The sequence below is a fragment of the Streptomyces sp. a15 genome (assembly GCF_059026085.1).
Genome location: NZ_JBWLKM010000001.1, coordinates 55,982 through 80,991, shown reverse-complemented (window position 1 = coordinate 80,991; position 25,010 = coordinate 55,982). Strand labels below are relative to the sequence as shown.

At 70.2% G+C, this 25,010-nt stretch carries 23 protein-coding genes and 2 tRNA genes; 13 read left to right on the top strand and 12 right to left on the bottom strand.

Annotated elements, in window-relative coordinates:
• Positions 1–72: 72 nt before the first annotated feature.
• From AC5P09_RS00380 to AC5P09_RS00370, 3 genes are read left to right on the top strand one after another with little or no spacing between them, the layout of a single operon-like run.
• Positions 73–1,650, top strand: coding sequence for a TerD family protein (locus AC5P09_RS00380; protein WP_493871861.1), 1,578 nt, complete (start codon positions 73–75; stop codon positions 1,648–1,650).
• 5 nt (positions 1,651–1,655) lie between these two features.
• Entirely contained in the window at positions 1,656–2,333 is a 678-nt protein-coding gene (locus tag AC5P09_RS00375) for an AIM24 family protein (RefSeq protein WP_493871860.1), read from the top strand.
• 19 nt (positions 2,334–2,352) lie between these two features.
• Positions 2,353–3,090, top strand: a complete 738-nt coding sequence (locus AC5P09_RS00370; RefSeq protein WP_493871859.1) for an AIM24 family protein — start codon at positions 2,353–2,355, stop codon at positions 3,088–3,090.
• A gap of 81 nt (positions 3,091–3,171) precedes the next feature.
• On the opposite strand, the gene AC5P09_RS00365 is transcribed toward AC5P09_RS00370, so the two are convergent.
• Both AC5P09_RS00365 and AC5P09_RS00360 read right to left on the bottom strand, forming a co-directional pair.
• On the bottom strand, positions 3,172–3,693 hold the full coding sequence (locus AC5P09_RS00365; protein WP_493871858.1) for an NUDIX hydrolase: 522 nt from the start codon (positions 3,691–3,693) through the stop codon (positions 3,172–3,174).
• Positions 3,690–5,141 (bottom strand): zinc-dependent metalloprotease, encoded by a 1,452-nt coding sequence (locus AC5P09_RS00360; protein WP_493871857.1) that lies wholly within the window; start codon positions 5,139–5,141, stop codon positions 3,690–3,692. The genes AC5P09_RS00365 and AC5P09_RS00360 overlap by 4 nt, the downstream gene beginning before the upstream one ends.
• 191 nt (positions 5,142–5,332) lie before the next feature.
• Between AC5P09_RS00360 and AC5P09_RS00355 the strand changes: the two genes are divergently transcribed.
• From AC5P09_RS00355 to AC5P09_RS00340, 4 genes are all read left to right on the top strand, one after another.
• On the top strand, positions 5,333–6,445 hold the full coding sequence (locus AC5P09_RS00355; RefSeq protein WP_307677200.1) for an SDR family oxidoreductase: 1,113 nt from the start codon (positions 5,333–5,335) through the stop codon (positions 6,443–6,445).
• Between the two features lie 132 nt (positions 6,446–6,577).
• Complete coding sequence (locus tag AC5P09_RS00350; RefSeq protein ID WP_266434025.1) at positions 6,578–7,039, top strand: molybdenum cofactor biosynthesis protein MoaE; 462 nt, start codon at positions 6,578–6,580, stop codon at positions 7,037–7,039.
• Between the two features lie 129 nt (positions 7,040–7,168).
• Positions 7,169–7,333: a hypothetical protein gene (locus AC5P09_RS00345; RefSeq protein WP_307677201.1), complete on the top strand. Its 165-nt coding sequence runs from the start codon at positions 7,169–7,171 to the stop codon at positions 7,331–7,333.
• A 53-nt stretch (positions 7,334–7,386) separates the two neighbouring features.
• Positions 7,387–8,481, top strand: coding sequence for a YlbL family protein (locus AC5P09_RS00340; protein WP_493871856.1), 1,095 nt, complete (start codon positions 7,387–7,389; stop codon positions 8,479–8,481).
• A 9-nt stretch (positions 8,482–8,490) separates the two neighbouring features.
• On the opposite strand, the gene AC5P09_RS00335 is transcribed toward AC5P09_RS00340, so the two are convergent.
• The gene (locus AC5P09_RS00335) at positions 8,491–9,033 is read right to left on the bottom strand and encodes a PPA1309 family protein (RefSeq protein WP_266434019.1); all 543 of its coding nucleotides are present in this window, start codon (positions 9,031–9,033) and stop codon (positions 8,491–8,493) included.
• 163 nt (positions 9,034–9,196) lie between these two features.
• Between AC5P09_RS00335 and AC5P09_RS00330 the strand changes: the two genes are divergently transcribed.
• The 4 genes from AC5P09_RS00330 (at position 9,197) to AC5P09_RS00315 (ending at position 15,096) form a co-directional block, all read left to right on the top strand.
• On the top strand, positions 9,197–12,157 hold the full coding sequence (locus tag AC5P09_RS00330) for a UPF0182 family membrane protein (protein WP_493872288.1): 2,961 nt from the start codon (positions 9,197–9,199) through the stop codon (positions 12,155–12,157).
• Positions 12,158–12,266: 109 nt separating this feature from the next.
• Positions 12,267–12,340: transfer RNA gene (locus tag AC5P09_RS00325), tRNA-Met, on the top strand.
• A 231-nt stretch (positions 12,341–12,571) separates the two neighbouring features.
• Positions 12,572–14,428, top strand: coding sequence for a tetratricopeptide repeat protein (locus AC5P09_RS00320; protein WP_493871855.1), 1,857 nt, complete (start codon positions 12,572–12,574; stop codon positions 14,426–14,428).
• Positions 14,429–15,022: 594 nt separating this feature from the next.
• Positions 15,023–15,096, top strand: a tRNA-Met gene (locus AC5P09_RS00315).
• 70 nt (positions 15,097–15,166) lie between these two features.
• On the opposite strand, the gene AC5P09_RS00310 is transcribed toward AC5P09_RS00315, so the two are convergent.
• The 4 genes from AC5P09_RS00310 to AC5P09_RS00295 form a co-directional block, all read right to left on the bottom strand.
• Positions 15,167–16,309 carry an ABC transporter substrate-binding protein gene (locus tag AC5P09_RS00310; protein ID WP_493871854.1) on the bottom strand — a complete coding sequence of 381 codons (1,143 nt, stop codon included), beginning with the start codon at positions 16,307–16,309 and terminating at the stop codon, positions 15,167–15,169.
• Positions 16,306–17,166, bottom strand: coding sequence for an ABC transporter permease (locus AC5P09_RS00305; RefSeq protein WP_493871853.1), 861 nt, complete (start codon positions 17,164–17,166; stop codon positions 16,306–16,308). The genes AC5P09_RS00310 and AC5P09_RS00305 overlap by 4 nt, the downstream gene beginning before the upstream one ends.
• Positions 17,163–17,930, bottom strand: coding sequence for an ABC transporter ATP-binding protein (locus AC5P09_RS00300; RefSeq protein WP_493871852.1), 768 nt, complete (start codon positions 17,928–17,930; stop codon positions 17,163–17,165). Before AC5P09_RS00300 ends, AC5P09_RS00305 begins: the two co-directional genes overlap by 4 nt.
• 188 nt (positions 17,931–18,118) lie before the next feature.
• Positions 18,119–18,535 carry a Fur family transcriptional regulator gene (locus AC5P09_RS00295; protein ID WP_266434010.1) on the bottom strand — a complete coding sequence of 139 codons (417 nt, stop codon included), beginning with the start codon at positions 18,533–18,535 and terminating at the stop codon, positions 18,119–18,121.
• Positions 18,536–18,643: 108 nt separating this feature from the next.
• Between AC5P09_RS00295 and AC5P09_RS00290 the strand changes: the two genes are divergently transcribed.
• The gene (locus tag AC5P09_RS00290; protein WP_493871851.1) at positions 18,644–19,864 is read left to right on the top strand and encodes a catalase; all 1,221 of its coding nucleotides are present in this window, start codon (positions 18,644–18,646) and stop codon (positions 19,862–19,864) included.
• A gap of 81 nt (positions 19,865–19,945) precedes the next feature.
• On the opposite strand, the gene AC5P09_RS00285 is transcribed toward AC5P09_RS00290, so the two are convergent.
• Positions 19,946–20,338 carry a CBS domain-containing protein gene (locus AC5P09_RS00285; protein ID WP_493871850.1) on the bottom strand — a complete coding sequence of 131 codons (393 nt, stop codon included), beginning with the start codon at positions 20,336–20,338 and terminating at the stop codon, positions 19,946–19,948.
• A 149-nt stretch (positions 20,339–20,487) separates the two neighbouring features.
• On the bottom strand, positions 20,488–21,288 hold the full coding sequence (hisN, locus tag AC5P09_RS00280; protein ID WP_307677209.1) for a histidinol-phosphatase: 801 nt from the start codon (positions 21,286–21,288) through the stop codon (positions 20,488–20,490).
• Positions 21,289–21,464: 176 nt separating this feature from the next.
• Between hisN and AC5P09_RS00275 the strand changes: the two genes are divergently transcribed.
• The gene (locus tag AC5P09_RS00275; RefSeq protein WP_266434004.1) at positions 21,465–22,076 is read left to right on the top strand and encodes a TetR/AcrR family transcriptional regulator; all 612 of its coding nucleotides are present in this window, start codon (positions 21,465–21,467) and stop codon (positions 22,074–22,076) included.
• Positions 22,077–22,110: 34 nt separating this feature from the next.
• Here the strand turns inward: AC5P09_RS00275 and AC5P09_RS00270 are convergent, their stop codons facing one another.
• The 3 genes from AC5P09_RS00270 to aroA all read right to left on the bottom strand — a co-directional run bounded on the left by AC5P09_RS00270 (position 22,111) and on the right by aroA (position 24,941).
• Positions 22,111–22,434, bottom strand: coding sequence for a DMT family transporter (locus tag AC5P09_RS00270; RefSeq protein WP_493871849.1), 324 nt, complete (start codon positions 22,432–22,434; stop codon positions 22,111–22,113).
• Positions 22,435–22,604: 170 nt separating this feature from the next.
• The gene (gene rsgA, locus AC5P09_RS00265) at positions 22,605–23,615 is read right to left on the bottom strand and encodes a ribosome small subunit-dependent GTPase A (protein ID WP_493871848.1); all 1,011 of its coding nucleotides are present in this window, start codon (positions 23,613–23,615) and stop codon (positions 22,605–22,607) included.
• Between the two features lie 9 nt (positions 23,616–23,624).
• Positions 23,625–24,941, bottom strand: coding sequence for a 3-phosphoshikimate 1-carboxyvinyltransferase (aroA, locus tag AC5P09_RS00260; protein ID WP_493871847.1), 1,317 nt, complete (start codon positions 24,939–24,941; stop codon positions 23,625–23,627).
• Positions 24,942–25,010: the final 69 nt, after the last annotated feature.

The following is a 25,010-nucleotide window of genomic DNA, read 5'->3' as shown; positions in this document are numbered from 1 at the left end:
CCTCCGGTGTCCGACTTTGCCGTTAGCCTGTCGCGACGCACTCACATTCGGGATGGGGGACGGTCGTTACGCATGGCCAGGGAATTCCAACGCGGCCACAAGGCCAAGATCAGTGACCTCACCGCGGGCACGGATCTGTACGTAGGCGTACAGATCTCCGGCCCCGGGCTGACCTTCGACATCAGCTGCTTCGGGCTCGACGCCGACGAACAGCTCTCGGACGACCGGTACTTCGTCTTCTTCAACCAGCCGAAGTCCCCCGAGGAATCCATCCAGCTCCTGGGCGCGCAGGCGGGTGACACAGAGGCCTTCAGGGTCACGCTCGACAAGATCCCGCCGCAGATCCAGAAGCTGTCGTTCACGGCGACGATCGACGGCGCCGGCCAGATGTCGCAGATCGCTCCCGGATACGTCCGTATCGTCGCGGGCGGCGAGGAGGTCGCCCGGTATTCCTTCGCCGGCGGCGAGTTCTCCACGGAACGTGCCGTCATGCTGGGCGACCTGTACCTGAAGGACGTCTGGCGGTTCGCCGCGGTCGGGCAGGGCTTCGACGGCGGCCTCGACGCGCTGCTGAAGAACTTCGGCGGCGAGGTCGCCGAGGAGGAGCCCGCACCCGCACCGGCCGCCCCGGCGCAGACCCAGGCACCGGCGTTCGCGCCGCCGCAGGCCGCCGCGCCCTCGGCACCTCCCGCACCCGCGCCGGCTCCCTCCTTCGGAGCCCCCGCCCCCGCGGCCCCGTCCGTCCACACGGCACCGACGATCGCCGGGACCGCCCCGCCCGCCGGATTCGGTACCCCGCCCGGCGTCCCACCGCAGGCGGCCCCCGCGCCCACGAGCCCGCAGATGTTCACGCCCCCCGGAGCACCCGCCGGCCAGTTCACGCCCCCTGGGGCACCCGCCGGCCAGTTCACGCCTCCGGGCGCCCCCGGCGCCTTCCCGGGCCAGGCCCAGCCCTTCGGCGGCGCCACAACGCTGGCGCCGGTGCCGCCCGAGGCGAACGTCCGTGTCGTCCTCACGAAGTACGCGGAAGCCCCCGTGGGGGACCGCTGGACCGAGCAGAACCCGCAGCTGGTGCGGGCCACGCTCACCAAGGGTGCCAACATCCTCGCCAAGCAGGGCAGCATGGTCGCCTACCAGGGCGACATCGACTTCGCCCACAAGGGCTCCGGTCTGCTCGGCAAGCTCACCGGAGCGCTCACCGGCCAGGGCATGTCCCTGATGCGCTGTTCCGGTGACGGCGAGGTCTTCCTCGCCGACGAGGCCAGTCGGGTGTTCGTCATCCGCCTCCAGGGGGAGCAGCTCTACACCAGCGCGCAGGGTGTGCTCGCCTTCGACGAGGCCCTGGACACCGAGGTGCGCCGCATCGAGGGCGCGGGTCTGCCGGGCGGCGGGCTGTTCAGCATGCTCTTCTCGGGGACCGGAGCGGTCGCCGTGAAGACACGCGGCGTGCCGGTCGTGATCCCCGTGGGTCCGGCCACCTACGTCGACGGGAACGCCGTCATCGCCTGGTCCGCCGGTGCGCAGGCCGTCACCACGACCGCGCTCAGGCTGCGCCGTTCCGGGTACTCCCGGCAGACCTCGGAGGCCGTGAACCTCCAGTTCCGCGGCGCCCCCGGCAACTTCGTCGTCGTACAGCCCTTCGAGGTGTGAGGCCCATGGACACCCAGACTCTCAGCGCTCACCGCGCCGCTTCGACCGGCGTCCGGATGACTGTGCACAGCTCCAAGACGCTCAAGGTCACCATGGCCAGCGGCCACGATCTGCTGGCCAAGGCCGGCTCGATGATCGCGTACGAGGGCTATGTGCAGTTCGACGGGGCGCCGGCCAGCCTGCGCCGTTCGGCGGAGGAGATGGTCAGCGGCGAGGGTGGCAGGCTGATGCTCTGCCGCGGTGACGGCGACCTCTATCTCGCCGACTACGGCGGCGACGTCATCGTCCTCCACCTGAACGGCGAGGCGCTCTCGGTCAACGGAGCCACGCTGCTGGCCTGCGACGCCTCGCTCGAGCTGACCATCGAGCCGGTCAAGGGTCTCGCCAAGCTGTCCGGCTCGGGCCTGACCAACCTCGTCGTACGGGGCACGGGCTGGGTCGCGCTGGTCAGCCGCGGCATTCCGATGGCCCTGGACTGCGCCGAACGCGAGACGTACGTCGACCCGGACGCGCTGATCGCCTGGACGACCGGCATGGACATGAAGGCGCGCCGCACGGTCAAGGCGAGCGCCCTCATCGGCCGGGGCAGTGGTGAGGCCTTCCAGATCGGCTTCAAGGGACAGGGCTTCGTGGTCGTCCAGCCGAGCGAGGACACCGGCGACCGATTCAAGATCCGGGGCTGAAGGGAGCACCACGCACATCATGCACAGCACACTCTTCGCACACGTCCCGGTGGAGTCCACCGGCCGCTACACCCTGCAGAACCCGCAGCTCCTGAAGACCGACGTCACCCGCGGCAGCAGCCCCATACTCGCCCGCCAGGGCGCCATGGTGGCCTTCGAGGGGCAGATCGAGTTCGACAGCCAGTACCGCAACCGCAGCTGGCGCAACGTCGAGCGGATGACCGGCGAGCGCCTGGAACTCATGCGCTGCAAGGGCAACGGCATCGTCTATCTCGCCAACCTCGCCCAGCACCTGCACATCATGGAGGTCGGCCGCGGCCTGACCGTCGACAGCTCCTACGTCCTTGCCTTCGACGGCTCCCTGGGCGTCGGCATCGTCGCGGTCGACAGTGCCGTGGAGATCGCCTCGGCGGGTGCCTACAACCTGGAGCTGACCGGGTCCGGGCAGGTCGTGCTCATGACCTCGGGCGAGCCGCTGGTGATGGAGGTGACCCCGGAGAAGAACGTCTGCTGCGACGCGGACGCCGTGGTCGCCTGGTCCACGTCCCTGCGGACCCAGCTCCAGGCCCCCACCTCCACGTCCGCCGTGTGGCGCCGCAAGGGCTCCACCGGCGAGGGCTGGGAGATGCAGTTCTCCGGCACGGGGCACGTCCTGGTGCAGCCCAGCGAGCTGCTGCCGCCGCAGCACCTTCGCTCGTCGGGGATGCTCGGCCAGTTCGGCATGCGGGGGAACTCCCTCGGGGCAAGCAACGCCTGAGCCTCCGGCATCGCCGGAGACGAACGTAAGGGGCGATCGCCAGGGCAGTCGCCCCTTACACACGTTCACAGCCCCACACGTTCACAGCCTCGCGCGGGTCGCTTCCAGCAGCCGTACGACCGACTCGTCCGCCACGGACGCCACCTCGTCGTATGCGAACCAGCGCACGTCGAGCGACTCGTCGCTGACCGCGTGCGCCGCGTCGGGCGGGGCCACGGCCGCGTACTGGACGTCGAAGTGCCAGTGGCACGGCGCCGGGATCGCATGCCGGTCGAGGGACACCGGGCCGCCCGGAAGCAGCGTCAGCCCCTCGACGCCGGACTCCTCTGTCGCCTCACGCAGGGCCGCCGCCTCCAGGGAGGCGTCCTGCGGCTCGCAGTGGCCGCCCATCTGGAGCCACATGCGCAGCTTCTTGTGGAGCGTGAGCAGCACCCGGCCGCGCTCCGGGTCGATCACCAGGGCGCTCGCCGTGAGATGACCGGCCCGGCACGCCTTCCACATGCCGTCCGGATGTGCGGCGAGGTGGTCCAGGTAGGCCTGGCGCAGCTCTTCCTGGCCCTCGTAGCTCTTCAGTACGAGGACCGCGTCGTCGTACAGGCTCACTCGGTGTCGTCGCCCTTGTCGGTGTCCTTGGCGTCGTTGGAGCCGTTGCCCTTCTTCTTGAGGTCGGGCTTGTCCGCGGCCTCGCCGAGCATCTTGTCCAGCTCGGAGAAGTCCAGCTGCTCGCGGTGCACGAAGCCGTCCGGGTCGTCCAGGTCGGAGGCCGTCGGCAGCATGTCCGGGTGCGCCCACAGGGCGTCCCGGCCGTCGACACCGCGCGCGTCGGTGAGCGAGGCCCACAGACGGGAGGCATCGCGCAGGCGGCGCGGGCGCAGCTCCAGGCCGATCAGCGTGGCGAACGTCTGCTCGGCGGGGCCGCCCGAGGCACGGCGGCGGCGCAGCGTCTCGCGCAGCGCGTCCGCGGACGACAGCCGCGGCTTGGCGGCCGCGTGCACCACCGCGTCCACCCAGCCCTCGACGAGCGCCAGGGCCGTCTCCAGACGGGCCAGGGCGGCCTTCTGCTCGGGCGTGTCCTCGGGCTGGAACATGCCCTGCTGAAGGGCGTCCTGCAGCTGCTCGGGGTTCTGCGGGTCGAACTGGCCGACCACGTCCTCCAGCTTGGCGGTGTCGACCTTGATCCCGCGCGCGTAGCCGTCGACCGCGCCGAACAGGTGCGAGCGCAGCCACGGCACGTGTGCGAACAGGCGCTGGTGGGCAGCCTCGCGCAGGGCGAGATACAGCCGCACCTCCTCCTTCGACACGCCGAGGTCCTTGCCCAACGCCTCCATGTTCACCGGCAGCAGCGCGGCCTTGCCGGCCGGGCCCAGCGGCAGGCCGATGTCGGTGGAACCGACGACCTCGCCCGCGAGCACGCCGACGGCCTGCCCGATCTGCGTGCCGAACATGGCGCCGCCCATCGAGCGCATCATGCCGATCAGCGGGCCGGCCATGGCCTGCATCTCCTCCGGCAGGACGTCGCCCATGGCCGCGCCGACGCGCTCGGCGACCGGGTCCACGAGCTCCTTCCACGCGGGCAGGGTCGCCTCGACCCACTCCGCGCGGCTCCATGCCACCGCGGAGCCCGCGCCGGACGGCAGGGACGTCGCGTCGTCGAGCCACAGGTCGGCCAGCCGGACGGCCTCCTCGACCGCGGTGCGATCGGCGGGGCCGACGCTCGCGTCCTTGGTGCCGTCGGCCGTGCCCTGGGAGACCGTCTGGCGGGCGATCTGCTTGGCCATGTCCCAGTTCACCGGGCCGCCCTCGTACGAGAGCATCTGGCCCAGCTGCTGGAAGGCGGCGCCCAGGTCGTTGGGGTTCAGCGAACCGAACATGGCAGCGAGCGGATTGTCCGCACCGGGGCCGCCAAAGCCACCGGCGCCGGGCAGCCCGCCGAAACCGAACGGGTTGGCCGGGCCCTGACCACCGCCGCTCTGCGGGTCCTTCTTCTTGCCCTCGTCGCCGTCGTCCGGCTCCTCCGGCGGAAGGCCGAATCCGAATGGGGTGTCACTCACGGGATTCCTCGGCTGGTAAGGCCGCCGGTTGTCTCCGACGGCTGACTGCCCGATAACACCACCCAGCGTAGACACCCGAGGCGCTTGGGGCCTCGGTGCTTCGCCGACTCTCGGCCTGCGGCAGGATGGATGCCACCTGGTACGTACGCGTCACTCGCGTGCGTACTGAAGACAACCGCTGGAGACGCCCGGTGAGTTCCCCAGATCCGCAGGTTCGCGCAGCGCGAAACCACTCAACCACGCCCGGTGCGCGCGGGCCCGTCGTCGCGGTCACCGGTGCCGCGTCCGGTGTCGGCGCGCTGCTCGTCGAGCGGCTCGCCGCCTCGGACGAGATCAAGCAGGTCATCGCCATCGACGAGCGGCGCGGCGAGTGCGCGGCGGCGCAGTGGCACATCCTGGATGTACGGGATCCGGCCATCGCGGAGAAGCTGCGCGGGGCAGACGCGGTCGTGCATCTGGCGCTCGACCTGGATCTGGAGACCGACGCGGCCGCCCGTACGGCTTACAACGTACGGGGGACACAGACCGTGCTGACGGCTGCCGCGGCGGCCGGCGTGCACCGGGTCGTGCTGTGCACGTCCGCCATGGTCTACGGGGCCCTGCCGGACAACGAGCTGCCGCTCTCCGAGGACGCGGAGCTGCGGGCCACGGCGGAGGCGACCGGAGTCGGGGATCTGCTGGAGATCGAGCGACTCGCCCGGCGCGCGCCGCGGGCGCATCCGGGGCTCAACGTCACCGTGGTCCGGCCGGCGGTGCTGGTCGGGGAGACGGACACCGCGCTGACCAGGTACTTCGAGTCACCTCGGCTGCTGGTGGTGGCCGGGTCGCGGCCCGCCTGGCAGTTCTGTCACGTCGAGGACCTGTGCAGTGCCCTGGAGTACGCCGTCCTGGAGAAGGTCGACGGGGAACTCGCCGTCGGGTGCGACGGGTGGCTGGAGCAGGAGGAGGTCGAGGAACTCAGCGGGATCCGGCGGATGGAACTGCCGTCCACCGTCGCGCTGGGCGCGGCGGCCCGGCTGCACCGGATCGGGCTGACGCCGTCCCCGGCGGGCGACCTGGCCTACACGATGTACCCCTGGGTGGTCAGCGGGAGCCGGCTGCACGACGCGGGGTGGCGGCCGCAGTGGACCAACGAGGAGGTGCTCGCGGAGCTGCTGGACGAGGTCTCCGGGAGACACACCGTGGCGGGCCGGCGACTCGGGCGCAAGGACGCGACCGCGGCCGGGGCCGCGGGGGCGACGGTGGCTCTGCTGGGTGCGGCGGCGGTCGTACGGCGGGCCCGGAAGGCTCGGCGCCGGATCTGACGGAAGGGCGTGCCGCACACCGCCTTCAGTCGGTCGCGGCGCGCCGTCTGTAGGAGGCTCCAAGCAGGCACGCGTGCGTACCGGTCGATGACGCTGTTCCTCGTCCTCGTCGGCGTGCGGCAGGATGGAGGCATGGCACCCACACACGACCACCCCGGTGAGCAGGCCGCCCAGGATCCCGTCAAGCTCCTCGCCATCCGGGAGACGGCGCTCTCCCTGGACGAGGTCTTCCGGGCCGTCGGGGACGAGGCCGCGGGCGGGACCGCGTTGTTCGTCGGGACCGTGCGGAACCATGACGGGGGTGCCGATGTCGATGAGCTCGGGTACTCGTGCCACCCCAGCGCCGAGGCCGAGATGCGGCGGATCGCCGAGAAGGTCGTCGCCGAGTACCCGGTGCGGGCCCTCGCGGCCGTGCATCGCGTGGGTGACCTGAAGGTCGGGGACCTCGCCGTCGTGGTGGCCGTCTCCTGTCCGCACCGGGGCGAGGCCTTCGAGGCGTGCCGGAAGCTGATCGACGACCTCAAGCACGAAGTGCCCATCTGGAAGCATCAGAAGTTCTCCGACGGCACCGAGGAGTGGGTCGGCGCCTGCTGAGCCCGCCTCCCCCTGCGTGACTCCCCTTCCGGTTGCGTAACCGCACCCCTGGCGTGAGCGTTGTCGGTGCGGACGGTTAGTCTGCTGACCAGTCAGTTTGCGGTCGCTCATCGGGGTTGGGAGGACGGCATGGCGGCGCTCGCCTGGTTGTTGATTCCGCTTGTGGCTGCGATCGGCGCCGGTCTCTGGGGCAGTTGGGCCAATCGGACCCGCAAGGTCCGCAGCGACGGCCCCGAGCTCGACGGGTACGCCCGCTTCCGCGCCGCCATGGAGAAGCCCCGCTCCGGCACATGACCCGGACGCGGCCCTCACGGTGTGCTGACAGAGGCGTCCCGTACTGTCGTGCCATGCCACGCCGCACCGCGACGATGCTCGCCTCCACCCTGATGCTGATCGCGCTCCTGTGCGCGGGAGTCTTCATCAATGTGCCCTATTCGGAGATGTCACCGGGTCCGACGGTGAACACGCTCGGGGACCACGACGGCGAGCCGGTGCTGCAGATCTCGGGGCGGAAGACGTACGGGACGACTGGGAACCTGAACATGACCACCGTCCGGGTCACCAGCGCCGACTACAAGATGAACCTCGTCGAGGCCGTCTACGGGTGGCTCGCGCACGACAACAAGGTCGTGCCGCACGACACCCTCTATCCGGACGGCAAGACCGAGGAGCAGTCGACCCAGGAGAACGCCGAGGAGTTCAGCCAGTCCCAGGAGAGCGCCAAGGTCGCGGCCCTCAAGGAACTGGACGTCCCGGTGCGGTCCTGGGTGATCGTCTCGACGGTCGTCAAGGACACCCCGGCCCAGGGCAGGCTGCACGCCGGGGATGTGATCAAGGCCGTCGACGGTACGGCGGTGAAGGAGCCCGCCGACGTCGCCGAGCTGGTGACCAAGCACAAGCCCGGCGAGGACGTCGTCTTCACGATCGTGCCCGCCAAGGAACAGGCCGCCGCTGAGAAGGAGAACAAGACGGCGACCCGGACCGAGGACGTCACCATCACGACGAAGGCCTCCGACGACGGCGGCGAGAAGCGCGCCATCGTCGGGATCTCGGCGGGGACGGACCACACGTTCCCGTTCGCCATCGACATCAAGCTCGCCGACGTCGGCGGGCCGAGTGCCGGGCTGATGTTCGCGCTCGGCATCTACGACAAGCTCACCCCGGGCAGCCTCACCGGCGGCAAGTTCGTCGCCGGCACCGGGACGATCGACGACGACGGCAAGGTCGGCCCGATCGGCGGCATCGAGATGAAGACCGTCGGCGCGCGCAGCAAGGGCGCCCAGTACTTCCTCACGCCGGCCGACAACTGCGCGGCCGCCGCGAGCGACGCCCCCGACGGGCTCACCCTCGTCAAGGTGAAGACCATCGACGACGCCCTCGGCGCTCTCAAGGACATCCGCTCGGGCGACACCGCCGACCTGACGAAATGCACGACGCAGTAGCCCGCAGGGCTACTCCTCGAACGTCGCCGCCAGCGCCTCCGCAAGGCCCGGCACCAGAGCACCGCCCGTGAGGACCTCCGTCGGGGAGTCCTTCTCGCGCAGCCGCAGGGCCGAGTCGCGGGCGCCGTCGCGCAGGACCGCGACGGTCATACGGACCTCCTGGCGGTCCGGGTGCTCGGCCACCCACTGGGCGAGCTTCTTCTCGGTCAGCCCTTCCGGGACGGACGCCTCCGCGGACGGCGGCAGCATCAGGCGCTCCACGGTGAGCGCGCAGCCGACCACGGCGTCGGGCCAGGCGATCGTGCCGAGGAACTCGTCGAGCGGCTTGCCCGCGGGGATCTCCTCCTGCTCGATCGGGGTGAGGCCGGTGGTCTGCTGCTCCGCGTCGAGGCCGAGCTGGGCCGCGAGGGCGGGTTCCTGAGTGCGCAGCCGTGCGGTGTCTACGAGGGCGAAGAGGCGGGCGGGCTGGTCCCAGCCGAGGCCGGAGGCGTACTCGTCGATCTCGAGAACGGCCCGGGTCAGCGGGCTCGCCGCCATGGGAGTGTTGGACATGGTCACAATCCTCTCTCGTTCAGGGCCGGAATCGGGAACCGAGTAAAGCGTGAGTAAGTTGCATAGGTGGGGGCCTACGATCACGAGGCCCACGGACGGCCCGTGACGACGCGGGTCTGACATACCAACAGCGAACTTCGAGGTGCGCACCTTGGCTTTCCAGATGCCGGACCGCGGCGGAGGCCCGACGGGGCCACGGATCAGAGTGGGCCGCCCGTCCCGGCGTGTCCGGACCCTGCTCATGACACTGGGCGTCCTTGCCGTCCTCGGCATGGCGTTCACCATGTTCGCCGGGTTCTGGACGGACTGGCTCTGGTACCGGTCGGTGAACTACTCGTCGGTCTTCACGACCACCCTGTGGACCAAGATCGGGCTGTTCTTCGTCTTCGGTCTGCTGATGGCCCTGGCGGTCGGCCTCAACATCTGGCTGGCCCACCGGCTGCGTCCGCCGCTGAGCGCCATGTCGATGGAGCAGCAGAGCCTGGACCGCTACCGGATGGGCATCGCGCCCTACAAGAGGTGGCTGCTCCTGGGAATCACCGCCCTGGTGGGCCTCATCGCCGGCGCCTCGGCGTCGAGCCAGTGGCGGACCTGGCTGATGTGGGTCAATGGCGTGCCCTTCAACCAGAAGGACCCGCAGTTCCACCTCGACGTCTCCTTCTACGCCTTCGACCTGCCCTGGTACCGGTTCCTGCTCGGCTTCGGCTTCGCCGCCGCGATCCTCTCCGTGATCGCCGCCGCGCTGACCCACTACCTGTACGGCGGGCTCAGGGTCACCTCTCCGGGCGCGCGTGCCACGTCCGCCGCGACTGGGCACCTGTCGGTGCTGCTGGGCATCTTCGTCGCCCTCAAGGCGGTCGCGTACTGGCTCGACCGGTACGGACTGGCCGTGAAGTCCAGCGACTTCAAGGCCACCGACAGCTGGACCGGCCTCAGGTACGTCGACGCCAACGCCTATCTGCCGGCCAAGACGATCCTGTTCTGCATCGCCGTCATCTGCGCCGTGCTGTTCTTCGCCACCCTGTGGCGGCGCACCTGGCAGCTGCCCGTCATCGGCTTCGGTCTGATGGTGCTCTCGGCGATCCTCATCGGCGGTCTGTACCCGGCGATCGTCCAGAAGTTCCAGGTCCAGCCCAACGAGCAGGCCAAGGAAGCGCCGTACGTCGCCAAGAACCTCAAGGCGACGCGTGACGCGTACGGCATCGACGACACCAAGGTCACCGACTACGCGGGCAAGTCCACCACCACGGACAAGACCAAGCTGCGCGACGACGTCGACGGCACGGCCAGCATCCGCGTCATGGACCCGAACATCGTCTCGCCGACGTTCCAGCAGCTCCAGCAGATGCGTAACTACTACGCGTTCCCGACCAACCTGGACGTCGACCGCTACAGCAAGGACGGCAAGGACCAGGACACGGTCATCGGTCTACGTGAGCTGAACCTCAACGGCATTCCGAAGAACAACTGGATCAACGACCACTTCCGCTACACCCACGGGTACGGCGTGGTCGCCGCCAAGGGCACCACGGCCGACGCCGAGGGCCGCCCGGTCTTCACCGAGTCCGACCTGCCGTCCCAGGGTGACCTCGGGACGTACCAGCAGCGGATCTACTACGGCGAGAAGACCACCACGTACTCGATCGTCGGCGGTCCCCAGAAGGAGATCGACTACTCCGACGACAGCGGAGAGAAGACCTTCAGCTACACGGCCAACAGTGGGGTCAACCTCTCCAACCCGGTCAACCGGGCCGCGTACGCGCTGGCGTTCAGCGAACCGCAGATCATGTACTCCGGGGCGATCGGCGAGGGATCGCGGATCCTCTACAACCGCACGCCCAAGCAGCGCGTCGAGGCGGTGGCGCCCTGGCTGACCATCGACGGCGACGCCTACCCGGCGGTCGTGGACGGCAAGATCCAGTGGATCGTCGACGCGTACACGACGACGAACGGCTACCCGTACTCCTCGCGTACGACGCTTGGTGACACGACGGCCGACTCGCTGACCGCGACGAACAACTCGCGTGCGGTGGTGGCCCAGCAGAACCAGGTCAACTACATCCGCAACTCGGTGAAGGCGACCGTCGACGCCTACACCGGCCAGGTCAAGCTCTATCAGTGGGACACCCAGGACCCGGTCCTTAAGACCTGGATGAAGGCGTTCCCGGGCACGGTGAAGGCCAAGGGCGACATCTCCGCATCACTGATGGCCCATCTCCGGTACCCGCAGGACCTGTTCAAGGTCCAGCGCGAGCTGCTCAGCCGCTACCACGTCGAGGACGCGGACACGTTCCTCAGCGGCAGCGAGGTGTGGCAGGTGCCGGACGACCCGACCAACAAGTCGGGTGACGCGGTGCCGCCGTACTACCTGAGCATGAAGATGCCCGACCAGTCGGCACAGGCGTTCTCGCTGACGACCACCTTCACGCCCAACGGGCGGGACAACCTCAGTGCGTTCATGGCGGTCGACGCGGAGGCGGGCACTCCCGACTACGGCAAGATCAGAATCCTGAAACTGCCGACCAGTACGACCGTCAACGGGCCCAAACAGGTGCAGAGCCAGTTCAACTCCGAACAGGACATCGCCGAGTCCATCAGACTTCTGCAGGGCGGCGACTCCGAGGTGGAGTACGGCAACCTGCTGACGGTGCCACTCGACGGAGGACTGCTCTACGTGGAGCCGGTCTACGTACGCGGTGGTGGACTCAAGTACCCGCTGCTGCGGAAGGTGTTGGTGAGCTACGGAGGCAACACCGCCTTCGAGGACACCCTCGACCAAGCCCTCAACAAGGTCTTCGGAGCGGACGTTTCGACTCCCGAGCCACCGGACGAGGGCGAGGACCCGGGCACGACCCCACCACCGACGTCCAGTAACCCCACGGTCCAAAAGGCCCTGGACGACGCCCAGAAGGCCTTCGACGCCGGCCAGGAAGCCCTGAAGAAGGGTGACTGGGAGGCGTACGGCCGGGCCCAGGCGGACCTGGAGGCCGCGCTGCGGCGGGCCGAGGACGCGCAGGCCGCGGCCGACAAGACCGGTGGTGGCGGCACCAGCAGTCCCAGTCCCAGCGGCAGTCCGAGCCCGGGCGGCAGTCCGAGCCCGACCGGCAGTCCGGACAGCGGATGATCGACAGTCCCGACAGCGGCTGATCGGTAGTCCTGACAGCCGCTGATCGGCAGTCCAAAGCAGCTGGTCAAAGCCCACCCCGCGCCGTGATACGGTTGCAGAACAACGGCGCGGGGTGGAGCAGCTCGGTAGCTCGCTGGGCTCATAACCCAGAGGTCGCAGGTTCAAATCCTGTCCCCGCTACTCAAGGTCGACGACGTGAGTCACAGACCAACGAAGGCCCGGATCCTGAAAAGGATCCGGGCCTTCGTGATGTGCGAACGCATGTGCCGACATCAGGGACGGCCGTGCCGCCGAGGGGAGTTGGGGACTTCTGTGTTTGACTTGTCTCTCTGTGGGCATGTCGACAAAACGCTGAAGTGACCTCACTGGCTGCGGTATACCAGGTGTACCCAGGTTGCAGGTGGTGCGACGATGGACGTTATGGGGGACAAGGCAACTCTGTTCGAGACAGGGCGTTTTGTGCAACCTTCCCAGCCGGACGAGGCCGGGGAGGCGGTCGAGGGTGTCGCCGAGGACGCGGCCGAAGAGATCCGTCGGCGGATCGCCGCCGAGACCGGCGACGTCGAGGCGATGAGCGTCCTCGGGGCCATGCTGCTGCGCCGCGGTGATCTCGACGGAGCCGAGCCCCATCTGCGTGCCGCCACCGCGGCCGGTGACCGGGCCGCCGCCAACAACCTGGGAGTCCTCCTCCATCAGCGCGGGTACGCCGACGACGCCGCCGGATGGTGGCGGATCGCCGCCGTCGCCGGGTCCGCCGCGGCCGCACACGCGCTGGGCCGGCACCACCGGGAGCGGGGCGACGAGCCGGCCGCGGAGTACTGGCTGCGGCAGTCCGCCGAACAGGGGCACGCGCTGGGCGCGTACGCCCTCGCCGATCTGCTGGAGCATCGCGGGGACGCCGGGGCCGAGCTTTGGATGCGGTCCGCGGCCGAGCGGGGGCATCGGGAGGCGGCGTACCGGCTGGCCCGTGCGCTTGATCGCAAGACGGTGGGCGAGGTGGATGCCGGGGGTGACAGCGCTGTCTCCGGTGCTGGTGCTGGTACTGCTGCTGGTTCCGGTGCGACGGACGAGGCCGAGCAGTGGTACCGGCAGGCCGCCGCGCGCGGGCACCGGCGGGCCGCGCTGCACCTCGGGGCGACCTTGGAGAAGCGCGGCGAGCTCAAGGAGGCCGGGCGCTGGTACCTGACCTCCGCCAAGGACGGGGAGGCGCGGGCCGCCTGCGCGCTCGGGTTCCTGCTGCGGGACGCCGGGGACACCGAGAGTGCCGCCGTGTGGTGGCTGCGGGCCGCGCAGGACGGCGACGGCAACGCGGCCAACGCGCTGGGCGCGCTGCATGCCGAGCGCGGGGAGCCGCAGACCGCCGAGCGGTGGTACCGGGCGGCGATGGACGCCGGTGACGACAACGGGGCGTACAACCTCGGGCTGCTCTGCGCCGAGCAGGGGCGGACCGCGCAGGCCGAGCAGTGGTACCGGCGGGCTGCGTACGCCGGACACCGCGAGGCGGCGAACGCGCTGGCGATCCTGTTGCTGCAGGGCGGGGACGCGCGGGGGGCGGAGCCGTGGTTCTCCAAGGCCGCGGAGGCCGGGAGCGTCGATGCCGCGTTCAACCTGGGGATTCTGTTCGCCGGGCGGGGCGAGGACGCCGTCGCGCTGCGGTGGTACGAGCGGGCTGCGGGCGCCGGGCATACGGAAGCGGCGCTTCAGGTCGGGATCGCGCGGCTGCGGGACGGGGACGACCGGGAGGCGGAGCGGTACCTGCGGTGTGCGGCGGGGGGTGGCAGTGCGGAGGCCGCGTACCGGCTGGCGACTGTCCTGGATGCTCGGCGGCCGCCGGTGCCTTCGCATGAGCTCGGGGAGACGGTGCACGAGAAGAGCGAGTGCGAGGAGTGGTACGAGCGGGCGGCTTCGCTCGGGCATCGGCGGGCGCAGGTTCGGGTCGGGATGCTGGCCGCTGCGCGGGGCGATGTCGTGGAGGCCGCGCGGTGGTATCGGGAGGCTGCCGAGGCCGGGTCTCGTAACGGTGCGTTCAATCTTGGGCTGTTGCTGGCTCGGGAGGGGAGTGAGCCGGAGGCTGCGGTGTGGTGGACTCGGGCGGCTGATGCGGGGCATGGGCGAGCGGCGTTGCGGCTTGCCCTCGTCTACGCGCGTCGGGGGGAGCTGGCCGAGGGGCAACGGTGGGCTGATCGGGCGGTGGTGCTTGGGCCGGGGGAGGTTGCGGAGCGGGCGGCTCGGTTGCGGGATGCGCTGCGGCAGGAGCTGTCGGCGTGAGTCTTTCGCTGGGCTGAGGCCGGGGGGGCTCGGGGTTGGGGTTGCTGCCGGGGTGTTCCTCGCCCCCGCCGCCCCTACCCGTCCCATCCCCAGGGGCTCCGCCCCTTCGACCCCACCAGGGGCTCCGCCCCTGGACCCCGACGGGGAGTGCGTCCCCTGCATCTCACGCGAGGCTTTCGCCCCCACTCCATGCGTGGCTGCGCCCCTGGGACCCCGCTGGGACTGCGTCCCCTGCACGCCTGGCGGGGCTGCGCCCCGTGCGCCCACGCGGCTTCGTCCCTGGGCCCCGCCGGGGCTCCGTCCCCTGCACGCCTGGTGGAGCTCCGCCCCCGGATCCAGGCGGGGACTGCGCCCCCTGGATCCGGGAGGCTTCGCTCCCGCACTCCACGGGAGGCTCCGCCCCCGCACCCCGCCGGAGCTGCGCCCCAGACCCTTCAGCCCGAAGGGCCTCGTCCTCGAACGCCCGACGGGCTGAAGGATGCGGATCGGAGTCGAGGGTGAGAGGGGTGTGGGGTGGCGCTGACCTGGGCTGATGAGGGGATGGTAATCGATTTGCCTCTGCTGGTCTCCTTGACGTAGTGTTCCATTCATCGACGCGGGGTGGAGCAGCTCGGTAGCTCGCTGGGCTCATAACCCAGAGGTCGCAGGTTCAAATCCTGTCCCCGCTACTGAAGGCCGAGGGCCGGAATCCAGAAATGGGTTCCGGCCCTTGATGTTTGTCGGTGATGGGCGTGTTTGTCAGGAGCGGTGGCCTGTCGCCTCCTCGTACAAGGCTCTGTTCACCGTCTTCGACTCTGGTAGCGGGTCGCCCTCTGTGACGCCCTGGGCGCGGTAGGCGGTCTGGAGGCGGTCCGTGGTGCCGGTGCGGATTTCCCAGTCCATGCGGAGGGACGGGGTGGACGTGAGGATCGCCTCGTCGGCCTTCAGGAGCTTGGCCAGGTAGGAGACGAAGGCCGCATCCCGCTTGTAGTCGGACGTGAAGTACGTGTTGATCGTGCGGATGTAGGCCCGGAGCAGGGCAACTCCCGCGTCCACGTCGTCGTTCAGCAGACTCGGGCCGTACAGCATGCCGCCCAGGGGCTCGCCCAGAGGCTGGCCGCCGAGGAATGCGTATCCGGGCTCGCCGTCGACCCTGCGCCAGACGGGATCGAGGAGCCAGGCCGAGTCGACGCCTCCGTTCTGGAGGGCGGTGAGGACGTCGGCGGAGCCCAGTTGGGCGTACTGGATCTTGTCGAGGCCGCCGCCGTGCTTCTCCAGCGCCTTCTCCATGGGGTAGGCGATCACGGAACCCTTGCCGATCATCGTGCCCATCCTGCGCCCGGCCATGGCCACCCGGTCCGCGCTCTCGCCCTTCTTCAGCCGCACCCACAGGCCGCTCTTCGACTCCGGGTCGGGTGAGAAGTTGCCCGCGACCCACCTGATGTCGAAACCGCCGCGGATGCCGTTCATGACGGCCGCCTCCGGGGCCGCCCACTGCGCGTCGATGTCCCCCTTGGCGAGGAGGGGGAGGGCGTCCGGCGTGGGCAGTACCTTCAGGGTGACATCCAGGCCCTCCTTCTTGAACTCGCCCTTGTCGAGGGCTACTTGGAGCGGTGCCACGTACTCGGCGCTCAGTGTCCCCGTCGCGATCGTCAGTTTCCGGGTCTTGGGGAGGGGCTGTGGCGGAGGGGCCCCGGCCTGGCAGCGGGCCGGCAGGCGGGTGGGGGAGAGGTCTGCGGGGTCGGTCCAGGATGTGTCGCCGCAGCCCTCCACCGGGCGGATCGTGCGGTTGTTCGCGCCTGCCTTCGGCTCCGAGTCCGACTCGTACGGCGACGAACAGGCCGCCGACGCCAGCAGGACACCCACGGCGATCACGGCACCGTAGGCACGTCGTCCCCTCATGACTGCCCCCGTCCGCGGTCCCGGGGCGCCCACGGAGTGAGCAACCGTCCCACGATCCGTACCAGTTCGGAGAACAGGACGCCCAGTACGGCTACACAGACGATGCCGACGAACATCACGTCGTTCTGGAACAGCGCGCGCGAGTCGAAGATCAGGTGGCCCAGGCCGTTCGTGGCGGCGATCTGTTCCGAGGCGACGATCACCAGGACCGCCACGCCCGCCGCTATCCGCGCGCCCACCAGGACGGACGGCAACGAGGCCGGCAGCAGGACGTGGCGGAACATCTGCCGCCAGGAGGCGCCGAAGACCCGGCCCGCGTCGCGGTGGCCCGTCGGGACGGCGATCACCGCCGACATGGTCGAGATCCATACGAAGAAGAAGACCGTGGCCGCCACCAGGGCCACCTGCGGGCCCTCACCCAGGCCGAACATGTTCAGGAAGATCGGGAGCAGGGCCAGTTTCGGTACGACGTACAGGGCGTCGAGCAACGGCTCCAGCGCCGCTCTCACCAGGGAGAGGGAGCCCATCAGGAGGCCCAGCGCATAGCCCGCAGCCGTGCCGATCGCGTAGCCGGCCAGGACGCGTTTGAGGGTCGCCCACACGTCCGGCCACAGGTCACCGGCCGCCGCCCGGTCCCAGCCGTCGGCGAGGATCGTGGACGGGGCCGGGTAGACGCGGTCGTCGATCCAGGCCTGGGCGGCGGCCAGTTGCCACAGCAGGATCAGTACCAACGGGACGGCCGCGGCGAGCGACAGTTCCAGAGCGCGCCTGCGGCGGTGGGTGCGTACGGGGTGGAGTTCTTGGGGGCCGGGGCGGCGGACCAGGACCGAGGTCCGGTCCGGAGTGAGCGTGGTCATGCCGGCACCGCCTCCTTCCTGAGGAGGTCCCACAGGTCGCTCTTGAGGGATGTGAACTCGGGCGTGGAGCGGATGTCGCCGGTGCGCGGGCGCGGGAAGGGCGGGTGGTGCTCGGCGATGATCCGGCCCGGGCGGGCGGACATCACCAGGACGCGGTCGCCGAGGACGATCGCCTCCTCCAGGCTGTGGGTGACGAAGAGGGTGGTGGTGCGGGTGGCTTGAGTGAGCTCCAGCAGCTCCTCCTGGAGGATCATGCGGAGTTGGGCGTCCAGGGCGGCGAACGGCTCATCCATGAGGAGGAGTTCGGGCTCGACCGCGAGGGCACGGGCTATCGCCACGCGCTGGCGCATGCCGCCGGAGAGGGCCGCCGGGTAGGCGTGCGCGAAGTCGGCGAGGCCCATGCGGGTGAGCCACTCGTCGGCGCGTGCGTTCGCCTCGCGGCGGGGGACGCGCTGGATGTCCAGTCCGAAGCGGACGTTCGCGCGGACCGTCTTCCAGTCGTAGATGCCGTAGTCCTGGAAGATCATGGCGGCCGGGCGGGGGCTGGACGTACGGATCTCCAGGCGGCCCGTGCTCGGGCGGAGCAGGCCCGCCGCGATGCGCAGGAGCGTGGACTTGCCGCAGCCCGACGGGCCCACCAGGCAGACGAACTCGCCCGGGGTGACGGTGAGGTCGACGGGGCCCAGGGCGTCGACGGCACGGGGTGCGCGGCCGAAGGTGCGGGTCAGATCGGTGGCGTGGAGTTTTGGGTGCGGATCTCCCACGGTTGCTCCTCGCGGAGTTCGGTACGGGGTGGGGGGTGTGCCGCCCGACGATATGACGGACCGTCAGATACGGGAAGGGTGCGGGAAGGTCGTACACGGCAGAAGGCGCGGCAGGGAGCGCTGTGGAGAGCGCGGCAGAAAGCCCCGGCATCCACTGATGCCGGGGCTTTCCGAAGGCAGAGAGAGCGCTACGCCGCCGCGCAGTTCGGGCACACGCCCCGGTACGTCACCTCGACGTCCGACACCGTGAAGCCGAAGCGCTCGGTGTCGGGGAGGTCGGCCAGCGGGTTGCCTCCGGGGTGGACGTCCCGGATGGTGCCGCACTGGGCGCAGACCAGGTGGTGGTGCGGCCGGTGCGCGTTCGGGTCGTAGCGCTTGGCGCGCTTGTCCGTGGCGACCTCGAGGACCTCGCCGAGGGAGACCAGTTCGCCCAGCGTGTTGTAGACGGTCGCCCGGGAGATCTCGGGCAGCTTGGCGACGGCCCGCGAGTGGACCTCGTCGGCCGTCAGGTGGACGTGTTCGCCGTCGAGCACCTCGGCCACGACACGCCGCTGCGCGGTCATCCGCCATCCGCGTCCGCGCAGCCGTTCCAGAAGGTCGCTCATGCGCACCAGCCTAACAGTAAGGGGGACCAGGTCGCGACCAGGTGTGACTTTGGATCTCTGCTTGACTTAGATATTGTCTATTATAGGATTGAGTTCGACGTTGGTTCAGTGACTGGGACGGCAAGGAATGGCGCCGCGGGCGTCGGCGGCCCGGTACTCGTACAGGACCAGCTCCTCCTGGGGAAGCTCGCCCACTTCAACCGCGAGCGCATTCCGGAGCGCGTCGTCCACGCCCGCGGCGCGGGGGCGTACGGCACCTTCCCCGTCACCGCCGACGTCACCCGCTACACGCGTGCCAAGTTCCTCTCCGAGGTCGGCAAGCAGACCGAGACCTTCCTGCGCTTCTCCATCAGGGACGCCATCAAGTTCCCCGACTTCATCCACACCCAGAAGCGCGACCCTTATACAGGCAGCCAGGAGGCGGACAACGTCTGGGACTTCTGGGGGCTGTCGCCCGAGTCCACGCACCAGGTGACCTGGCTGTTCGGCGACCGCGGCATCCCGGCCTCGTACCGCCACATGAATGGCTACGGCTCGCACACCTACCAGTGGAACAACGAGGCCGGCGAGGTCTTCTGGGTCAAGTACCACTTCAAGACCGACCAGGGCATCAGGAACCTGACCTCGGCCGAGGCCGCCAGGCTCGCCGGTGAGGACCCCGACTCCCACCAGCGCGACTGCGCTTCAACCCGTTCGACCTCACCAAGGTGTGGCCGCCACGAGGGCTACCCGCCGATGGAGATCGGGAAGCTGGGGCTCAACCGGAACCCGCAGAACATCTTCGCGGAGGTGGAGCAGAGCATCTTCTCGCCCGCGCACTTCGTGCCGGGTGTCGGCCCGTCGCCCGACAAGATGCTCCAGGGCCGGCTCTTCGCGTACGGCGACGCCCACCGCTATCGCGTCGGCATCAACGCCGACCACCTGCCGGTGAACCGCCCGCACGCGACCGAGGTGCGCACCAACTCCCGGGACGGTTTCCTGTACGACGGCCGGCGCGGCGGTGCGAAGAACTACGAGCCGAACAGCTTCGGCGGGCCCGTCCAGACGGATCGTCCGCTGTGGTCCGCCACCGCCGTGACCGGCGGCACCGGCAACCACTCGGCGCCGGTGCACGCCGAGGACGACGACTTCGTGCAGGCGGGCAACCTCTACCGTCTGATGTCGGAGGACGAGAAGGAGCGCCTGATCGCCAACCTGGCGGGCTTCATCGCCAAGGTCTCGCGGGTCTCGCGCGAGGACATCGTCGAGCGCGCGATCGACAACTTCCGTCAGGCCGACGGAGACTACGGCAAGCGGCTGGAGGCCGCGGTCCAGGCCCTGCGCGGCTGAACGGACCACCAGCACTGGATCGCTTGTCGTGAGCGGACGGGCCGGACTTCCCCGGACGGGGGGTCCGGCCCGTCCGCGTGCTCAGACGGGCGCGTGCTGCCGGACCGGGGCCCAGCAGCGGATGATGTCGCGGACCGAGACGATGCCGACGGGCTCGTCGCGGTCGAGCACGATGAGGTGGCGGAAGCCTCCGTGCGCCATGGCGAGGGCCGCCTCCTCCAGGGTCCAGGTCGGGGCGGCGAAGACGACGTCGGTGGTGGTGTGGGCGTGGACGGGTTCCGAGTCCGGGCTCTGGCCGAGGCCGACGGAGTTGAGGACGTCGCGTTCGGTGAGGATGCCGATGCCATCGGCGTCGGGGTCGTTGACGATGGCCGCGCCGACCCGGCGGGCGGACATCAGGGCGGCGGCCTGGCGGAGGGTGTGGGTGGGGCCGATGGTGAGAACCACCGTGCTCATGGCGTCGCGGACCAGCATGGGTTCCGAGTCACCTCCTAGGAACCGCTGCGATAGTTCAGCGGTTCACAAGTTCACAAATGAGGGTGTCCTCAGAGTGGCAGGTAAAGCGGAGGTCAACAAGAGGGCGCGTGCGGCCGATTGAGGGCGTGCGCGCTCAATCGTGCCGCTCAGTAGCGCTCGTTCAGATAGCCCAGGAACTCGTCGTGGAGCAGGCCGTTCGACGCGGCCGCGTTGCCGCTGTGCGGGCCGGGGCGGCCGTCGAGGCCGGTGAAGGTGCCGCCGGCCTCCGTCACGACGATCGCGTTCGCGGCCATGTCCCAGAGCGAGAGCTCGGGCTCGGCGCACAGGTCGACCGAGCCCTCGGCGACCATCATGTACGGCCAGAAGTCGCCGTACGCGCGTGTGCGCCACACCTCGCGGCTCAGGTCCAGGAAGCCGCCCAGGCGGCCCTGGTCCTCCCAGCCGGTGAGCGAGGAGTACGCGAAGGAGGCGTCGGAGAGCTTCGAGACGCGGGAGACGTGCAGACGGGAAGCCGAGGTGAGGCTGCGCCCCGAGAAGGCGCCGTGGCCCTTCGCGGCCCACCAGCGGCGGCCGAGGGCGGGGGCGGAGACGACGCCGACGACGGGCTGGTAGCCGCCCTCCGCCGCCTCCATGAGGGAGATGAGGGTCGCCCACACGGGGACGCCCCGTACGTAGTTCTTGGTGCCGTCGATGGGGTCGATCACCCAGCGGCGGGGTCCGGTGCCCTCGATGCCGTACTCCTCGCCGAGGATCGCGTCGCGGGGGCGGGCGCGCTGGAGCTGGCCGCGGATGACCTCCTCCGCGGCCTTGTCCGCCTCGCTGACCGGCGTCATGTCCGGCTTCGTCTCCACCTTGAGGTCGAGGGCCTTGAAGCGGGCCATGGTCGCCGCGTCGGCGGCGTCCGCGAGGACGTGGGCGAGGCGGAGGTCGTCGTGGTAGTCCGGCATGTGATGAACGCTATCTGCCGGGAGTGGTACCGGGCTACAGGGGGCCAGGGTGCGGACAGCGGCCGGTCAGGCGGCTCGCGGGGACCCGAGGGCGCTCCCCAGTGCTCCCGCGACCCCTTGACAGTGCCCCGGTGCGCGTCAAATCTGGGCGCAGTGCCGCTCGCCCTCGGGAGGCGATGATGCCTGCAGCGCGGGAATCCCTGCTGGACGCCGCTTACACGGCGCTGGCCCGTAGGCCGTGGTCCGCTGTCCGAATGGTGGACGTGGCGGCGGCGGCCGGAGTGTCCCGGCAGACGCTGTACAACGAGTTCGGGAGCAAGGAAGGGCTGGCCCGTGCCCTCGTCAGGAGAGAGGCGGACGGCTATCTCGTCGGGGTCGAGCGCGCGCTCACCGCGAACGGCGACGCCCGCGAGCGGCTGACCGCCACCGCCGAGTGGACCGCGTCGACGGCCCGGGAGAACGCGCTCGTACGGGCCATGCTCACCGGCTGCTGGAGCGAACGGCTGCCCTCGCCGACCCTGTCGGCGGTGCCGTCCTCCTCGGCCGTACCGGCGCAGCGCCGGGCGGACGGTCCGCTGCCGTCACCCGGCGACTTCGTGGCCCTGGTGCGCGACCGGGCCGTGACGGTGCTCTCCGGACCGGGTGCGCTCAAGTCGGACACCGCCGAACTGGCCCGCTCCTGCGAGCTCGTCGTCCGTCTCGCGCTGTCCTGCGTGGCGGCCCCGCCCGGCGAGGGCGGCGTCGCGGATCTCGTACGCGGCGCGCTCCAGCGTCAGTTGGTGTTCTAGGGCAGGCCCCGGGAAGGGCCCACCCCGGGCCCCGTCAGTGGGACGACCCCGACAGCTGGAGGCCGATCACCCCGATGATCACGAGGCTGATCGAGACGATCTTCAGCGTCGAGACGAGGTCCCCGAGGAAGATCATTCCGTAGATCGCCGTGCCCGCCGCGCCGATGCCCGTCCACACCGCGTACGCCGGGCCCACGTCGAGTTTCCTCAGTGCCAGCGTCAGCAGACCGAAGCTGCCGAGGGCGAAGACGGCGAATGCGATGGTTGGCCAGAGTCTGGTGAAGCCGTGCGACAGCTTCAGACAGACGGCGAATCCGGTCTCGAGCAACCCGGCCACGACGACCAGCAGCCACGCCATGTGCTGTCCTCCCGTAGATGTCCACGTGTCCCAGCGTTTTGTGACCGTCGTTGTGTGACCGCTCATCAGGCTTTGGTCAGGCCTGGATCCGGCTCGGTGCGATTATGCCCTTACCGGACCTACCCAGAGACAAACAACGCGGAGGTCAGTCGCCTTCCTGGATTCGCGTCCTAGTCGCCTTCCGTCCGCTCGCGCGTCGCCAGCATCCGGCGCAGCGAGTACAGGCGGGCCGGATCCGCGTGACCGTCGGCCACCCACTGGTCCAGCGCGCAGTCCGGCTCGTCGTGACTGCACGCGCGCGGGCAGCCCTCGGTGCCGGGCTCCAGGTCGGGGAAGGCGTGGATCACCCGGGACGGATCCACGTGGTGCAGTCCGAACGACCGCAGGCCCGGGGTGTCGACCACCCAGCCCGCGTCGCCCGCGAGCGGCAGGGCCAGTGCCGAGGTCGTGGTGTGGCGGCCGCGGCCTGTCACCGCGTTCACATGGCCGGTCAGCCGGCGGCGGTCCTCCGGGACCAGCGAGTTGACCAGGGTCGTCTTGCCGACACCCGAGTGGCCCACGAAGGCGGTGATCCGTCCGTCGAGCTGCTCGAGGACCCGGCCCACGGCCTCGCCGTTCTCCAGTTCCTCCCGGCTGGTGACGACGTACGGGATGTCCAGGTGGCCGTAGAGCTCCAACAGCTTGTCGGGCGAGGCGAGGTCCGACTTGGTCATGACCAGGAGGGGTTCCAGGCCTGCGTCGAACGCCGCCACCAGGCAGCGGTCGATCAGGCGCGGGCGGGGTTCCGGGTCGGCGAGGGCCGTGACGATGGCGAGCTGGTCGGCGTTGGCGACAACCACGCGCTCGTACGGGTCGTCGTCGTCCGCCGTGCGGCGCAGGACCGACTTGCGTTCCTCGATGCGGACGATGCGGGCGAGGGTGTCCTTCTTGCCGGTCAGGTCACCGACGATCATCACCTGGTCGCCGACCACCGCCGCCTTGCGGCCCAGCTCGCGGGCCTTCATCGCCATCACGATCCGGTCGTCGACGAGACAGGTCAGGCGGCCCCGGTCGACGGTGAGGACCATGCCCTCGACCGCGTCCTCGTGCTTGGGGCGGGTGTGCGTGCGGGGTCGGTTGCCCTTGCGGTTCGGGCGGGAGCGGATGTCGTCCTCGTCGGTGTGCTTGCCGTAGCGGCGCATGGTGTGTCCCTACGCCCCGAGCATCCCGGTCCACAGGTCGGGGAAGTCCGGGAGGGTCTTCGCCGTCGTCGCCACGTTCTCGATCCGCACGCCCTCCACCGCGAGGCCGATGATCGCGCCGGCCGTCGCCATGCGGTGGTCCTCGTACGTGTGGAAGGTCCCGCCGTGCAGCGGGCGCGGGCGGATGTGCAGCCCGTCGGCGGTCTCCGTCACGTCACCTCCGAGTTCGTTGATCTCCTTGGTGAGCGCGGCCAGGCGGTCCGTCTCGTGCATGCGCAGGTGCGCGACGCCCCGGAGCGTGGAGGGGGAGTCCGCGAGGGCCGCGACCGCCGCGATGCCCGGGGTCAGTTCGCCGACCTCGCTCAGGTCCACGTCGATGCCGTGGATCGCGCCCGAGCCGGTGAACACCAGGCCGTACTCGGTCAGTTCGCAGGAACCGCCCATCTCGGTGAAGATCTCCCGCAGCCGGTCGCCGGGCTGGGTGGTGCGGGCCGGCCAGTCGGGGACGAGCACCTTGCCGCCGGTCACCAGCGCCGCCGCCAGGAACGGCTGGGCGTTCGACAGGTCCGGCTCGATGGTCAGGTCCCGGCCGAGCAGGGCGCCCGGCGTGACCCGCCACACGTTCGGCTCGCCGCCCGACTCCGGGGTGTCCACCTGCGCGCCGACCGAGCGCAGCATGTCGACGGTCATCCGGATGTGCGGCATGGAGGGCAGCGCCGAGCCGATGTGGCGGACCTCGACGCCCTGGTTGAAGCGCGGGCCGGACAGCAGCAGGGCCGACACGAACTGGGACGACGAGGACGCGTCGATCTCCACCGTGCCGCCGTCCAGCGCGCCACCGCCGTGCACCGTCAGCGGCAGGGCGCCGCGGCCGTCGTCGTCGATCCGGGCGCCGAGGACGCGCAGGGCGTCGATCACGCCGTTCAGGGGACGCTCGTACGACCTCGGGTCGCCGTCGAAGCGGATGGGGCCGTCGGCGAGCGCGGCGACCGGCGGCAGGAAGCGCATCACCGTGCCGGCGTTGCCGACGTCGACCGTGGCCGGGCCGGCCAGGCCGGTGGGGAGCACGCGCCAGGCCTCGCCGGAGCCGTCGGGGCCGACTCCTTCTTCGATGGCGACGCCCATCTCGCGCAGCGCACCGGCCATCAGCAGGGTGTCGCGGGAGCGCAGCGGGCGGCGCAGCCAGCCGGGCTCGGAGGCGAGGGCGGCCAGCACGAGGGCGCGGTTGGTGACCGACTTGGACCCGGGCACGTGGACCGTCGCATCGACGGCTCCGCTTGCGTGCGGGGCGGGCCATAGGGCGGTGTGTGCGGGGTTTGGGGCCATGGGCCCCACTTTAATGGTCGGTCGTGGTTCGGGTGCGGCGCCGTTGGGGCTGGTCGCGCCCCGCGGCGG

Coding starts and splice junctions, on each gene's coding strand:
- AC5P09_RS00380 (WP_493871861.1), top strand. CDS start 73: ATGGCCAGGGAATTCCAACGCGGCCACAAGGCCAAGATCAGTGACCTC.
- AC5P09_RS00375 (WP_493871860.1), top strand. CDS start 1,656: ATGGACACCCAGACTCTCAGCGCTCACCGCGCCGCTTCGACCGGCGTC.
- AC5P09_RS00370 (WP_493871859.1), top strand. CDS start 2,353: ATGCACAGCACACTCTTCGCACACGTCCCGGTGGAGTCCACCGGCCGC.
- AC5P09_RS00350 (WP_266434025.1), top strand. CDS start 6,578: ATGGCACCCACACACGACCACCCCGGTGAGCAGGCCGCCCAGGATCCC.
- AC5P09_RS00345 (WP_307677201.1), top strand. CDS start 7,169: ATGGCGGCGCTCGCCTGGTTGTTGATTCCGCTTGTGGCTGCGATCGGC.
- AC5P09_RS00340 (WP_493871856.1), top strand. CDS start 7,387: ATGCCACGCCGCACCGCGACGATGCTCGCCTCCACCCTGATGCTGATC.
- AC5P09_RS00335 (WP_266434019.1), bottom strand. CDS start 9,033: ATGTCCAACACTCCCATGGCGGCGAGCCCGCTGACCCGGGCCGTTCTC.
- AC5P09_RS00330 (WP_493872288.1), top strand. CDS start 9,197: ATGCCGGACCGCGGCGGAGGCCCGACGGGGCCACGGATCAGAGTGGGC.
- AC5P09_RS00320 (WP_493871855.1), top strand. CDS start 12,572: ATGGACGTTATGGGGGACAAGGCAACTCTGTTCGAGACAGGGCGTTTT.
- AC5P09_RS00310 (WP_493871854.1), bottom strand. CDS start 16,309: ATGAGGGGACGACGTGCCTACGGTGCCGTGATCGCCGTGGGTGTCCTG.
- AC5P09_RS00305 (WP_493871853.1), bottom strand. CDS start 17,166: ATGACCACGCTCACTCCGGACCGGACCTCGGTCCTGGTCCGCCGCCCC.
- AC5P09_RS00295 (WP_266434010.1), bottom strand. CDS start 18,535: ATGAGCGACCTTCTGGAACGGCTGCGCGGACGCGGATGGCGGATGACC.
- AC5P09_RS00285 (WP_493871850.1), bottom strand. CDS start 20,338: ATGCTGGTCCGCGACGCCATGAGCACGGTGGTTCTCACCATCGGCCCC.
- hisN (WP_307677209.1), bottom strand. CDS start 21,288: ATGCCGGACTACCACGACGACCTCCGCCTCGCCCACGTCCTCGCGGAC.
- AC5P09_RS00275 (WP_266434004.1), top strand. CDS start 21,465: ATGATGCCTGCAGCGCGGGAATCCCTGCTGGACGCCGCTTACACGGCG.
- AC5P09_RS00270 (WP_493871849.1), bottom strand. CDS start 22,434: ATGGCGTGGCTGCTGGTCGTCGTGGCCGGGTTGCTCGAGACCGGATTC.
- rsgA (WP_493871848.1), bottom strand. CDS start 23,615: ATGCGCCGCTACGGCAAGCACACCGACGAGGACGACATCCGCTCCCGC.
- aroA (WP_493871847.1), bottom strand. CDS start 24,941: ATGGCCCCAAACCCCGCACACACCGCCCTATGGCCCGCCCCGCACGCA.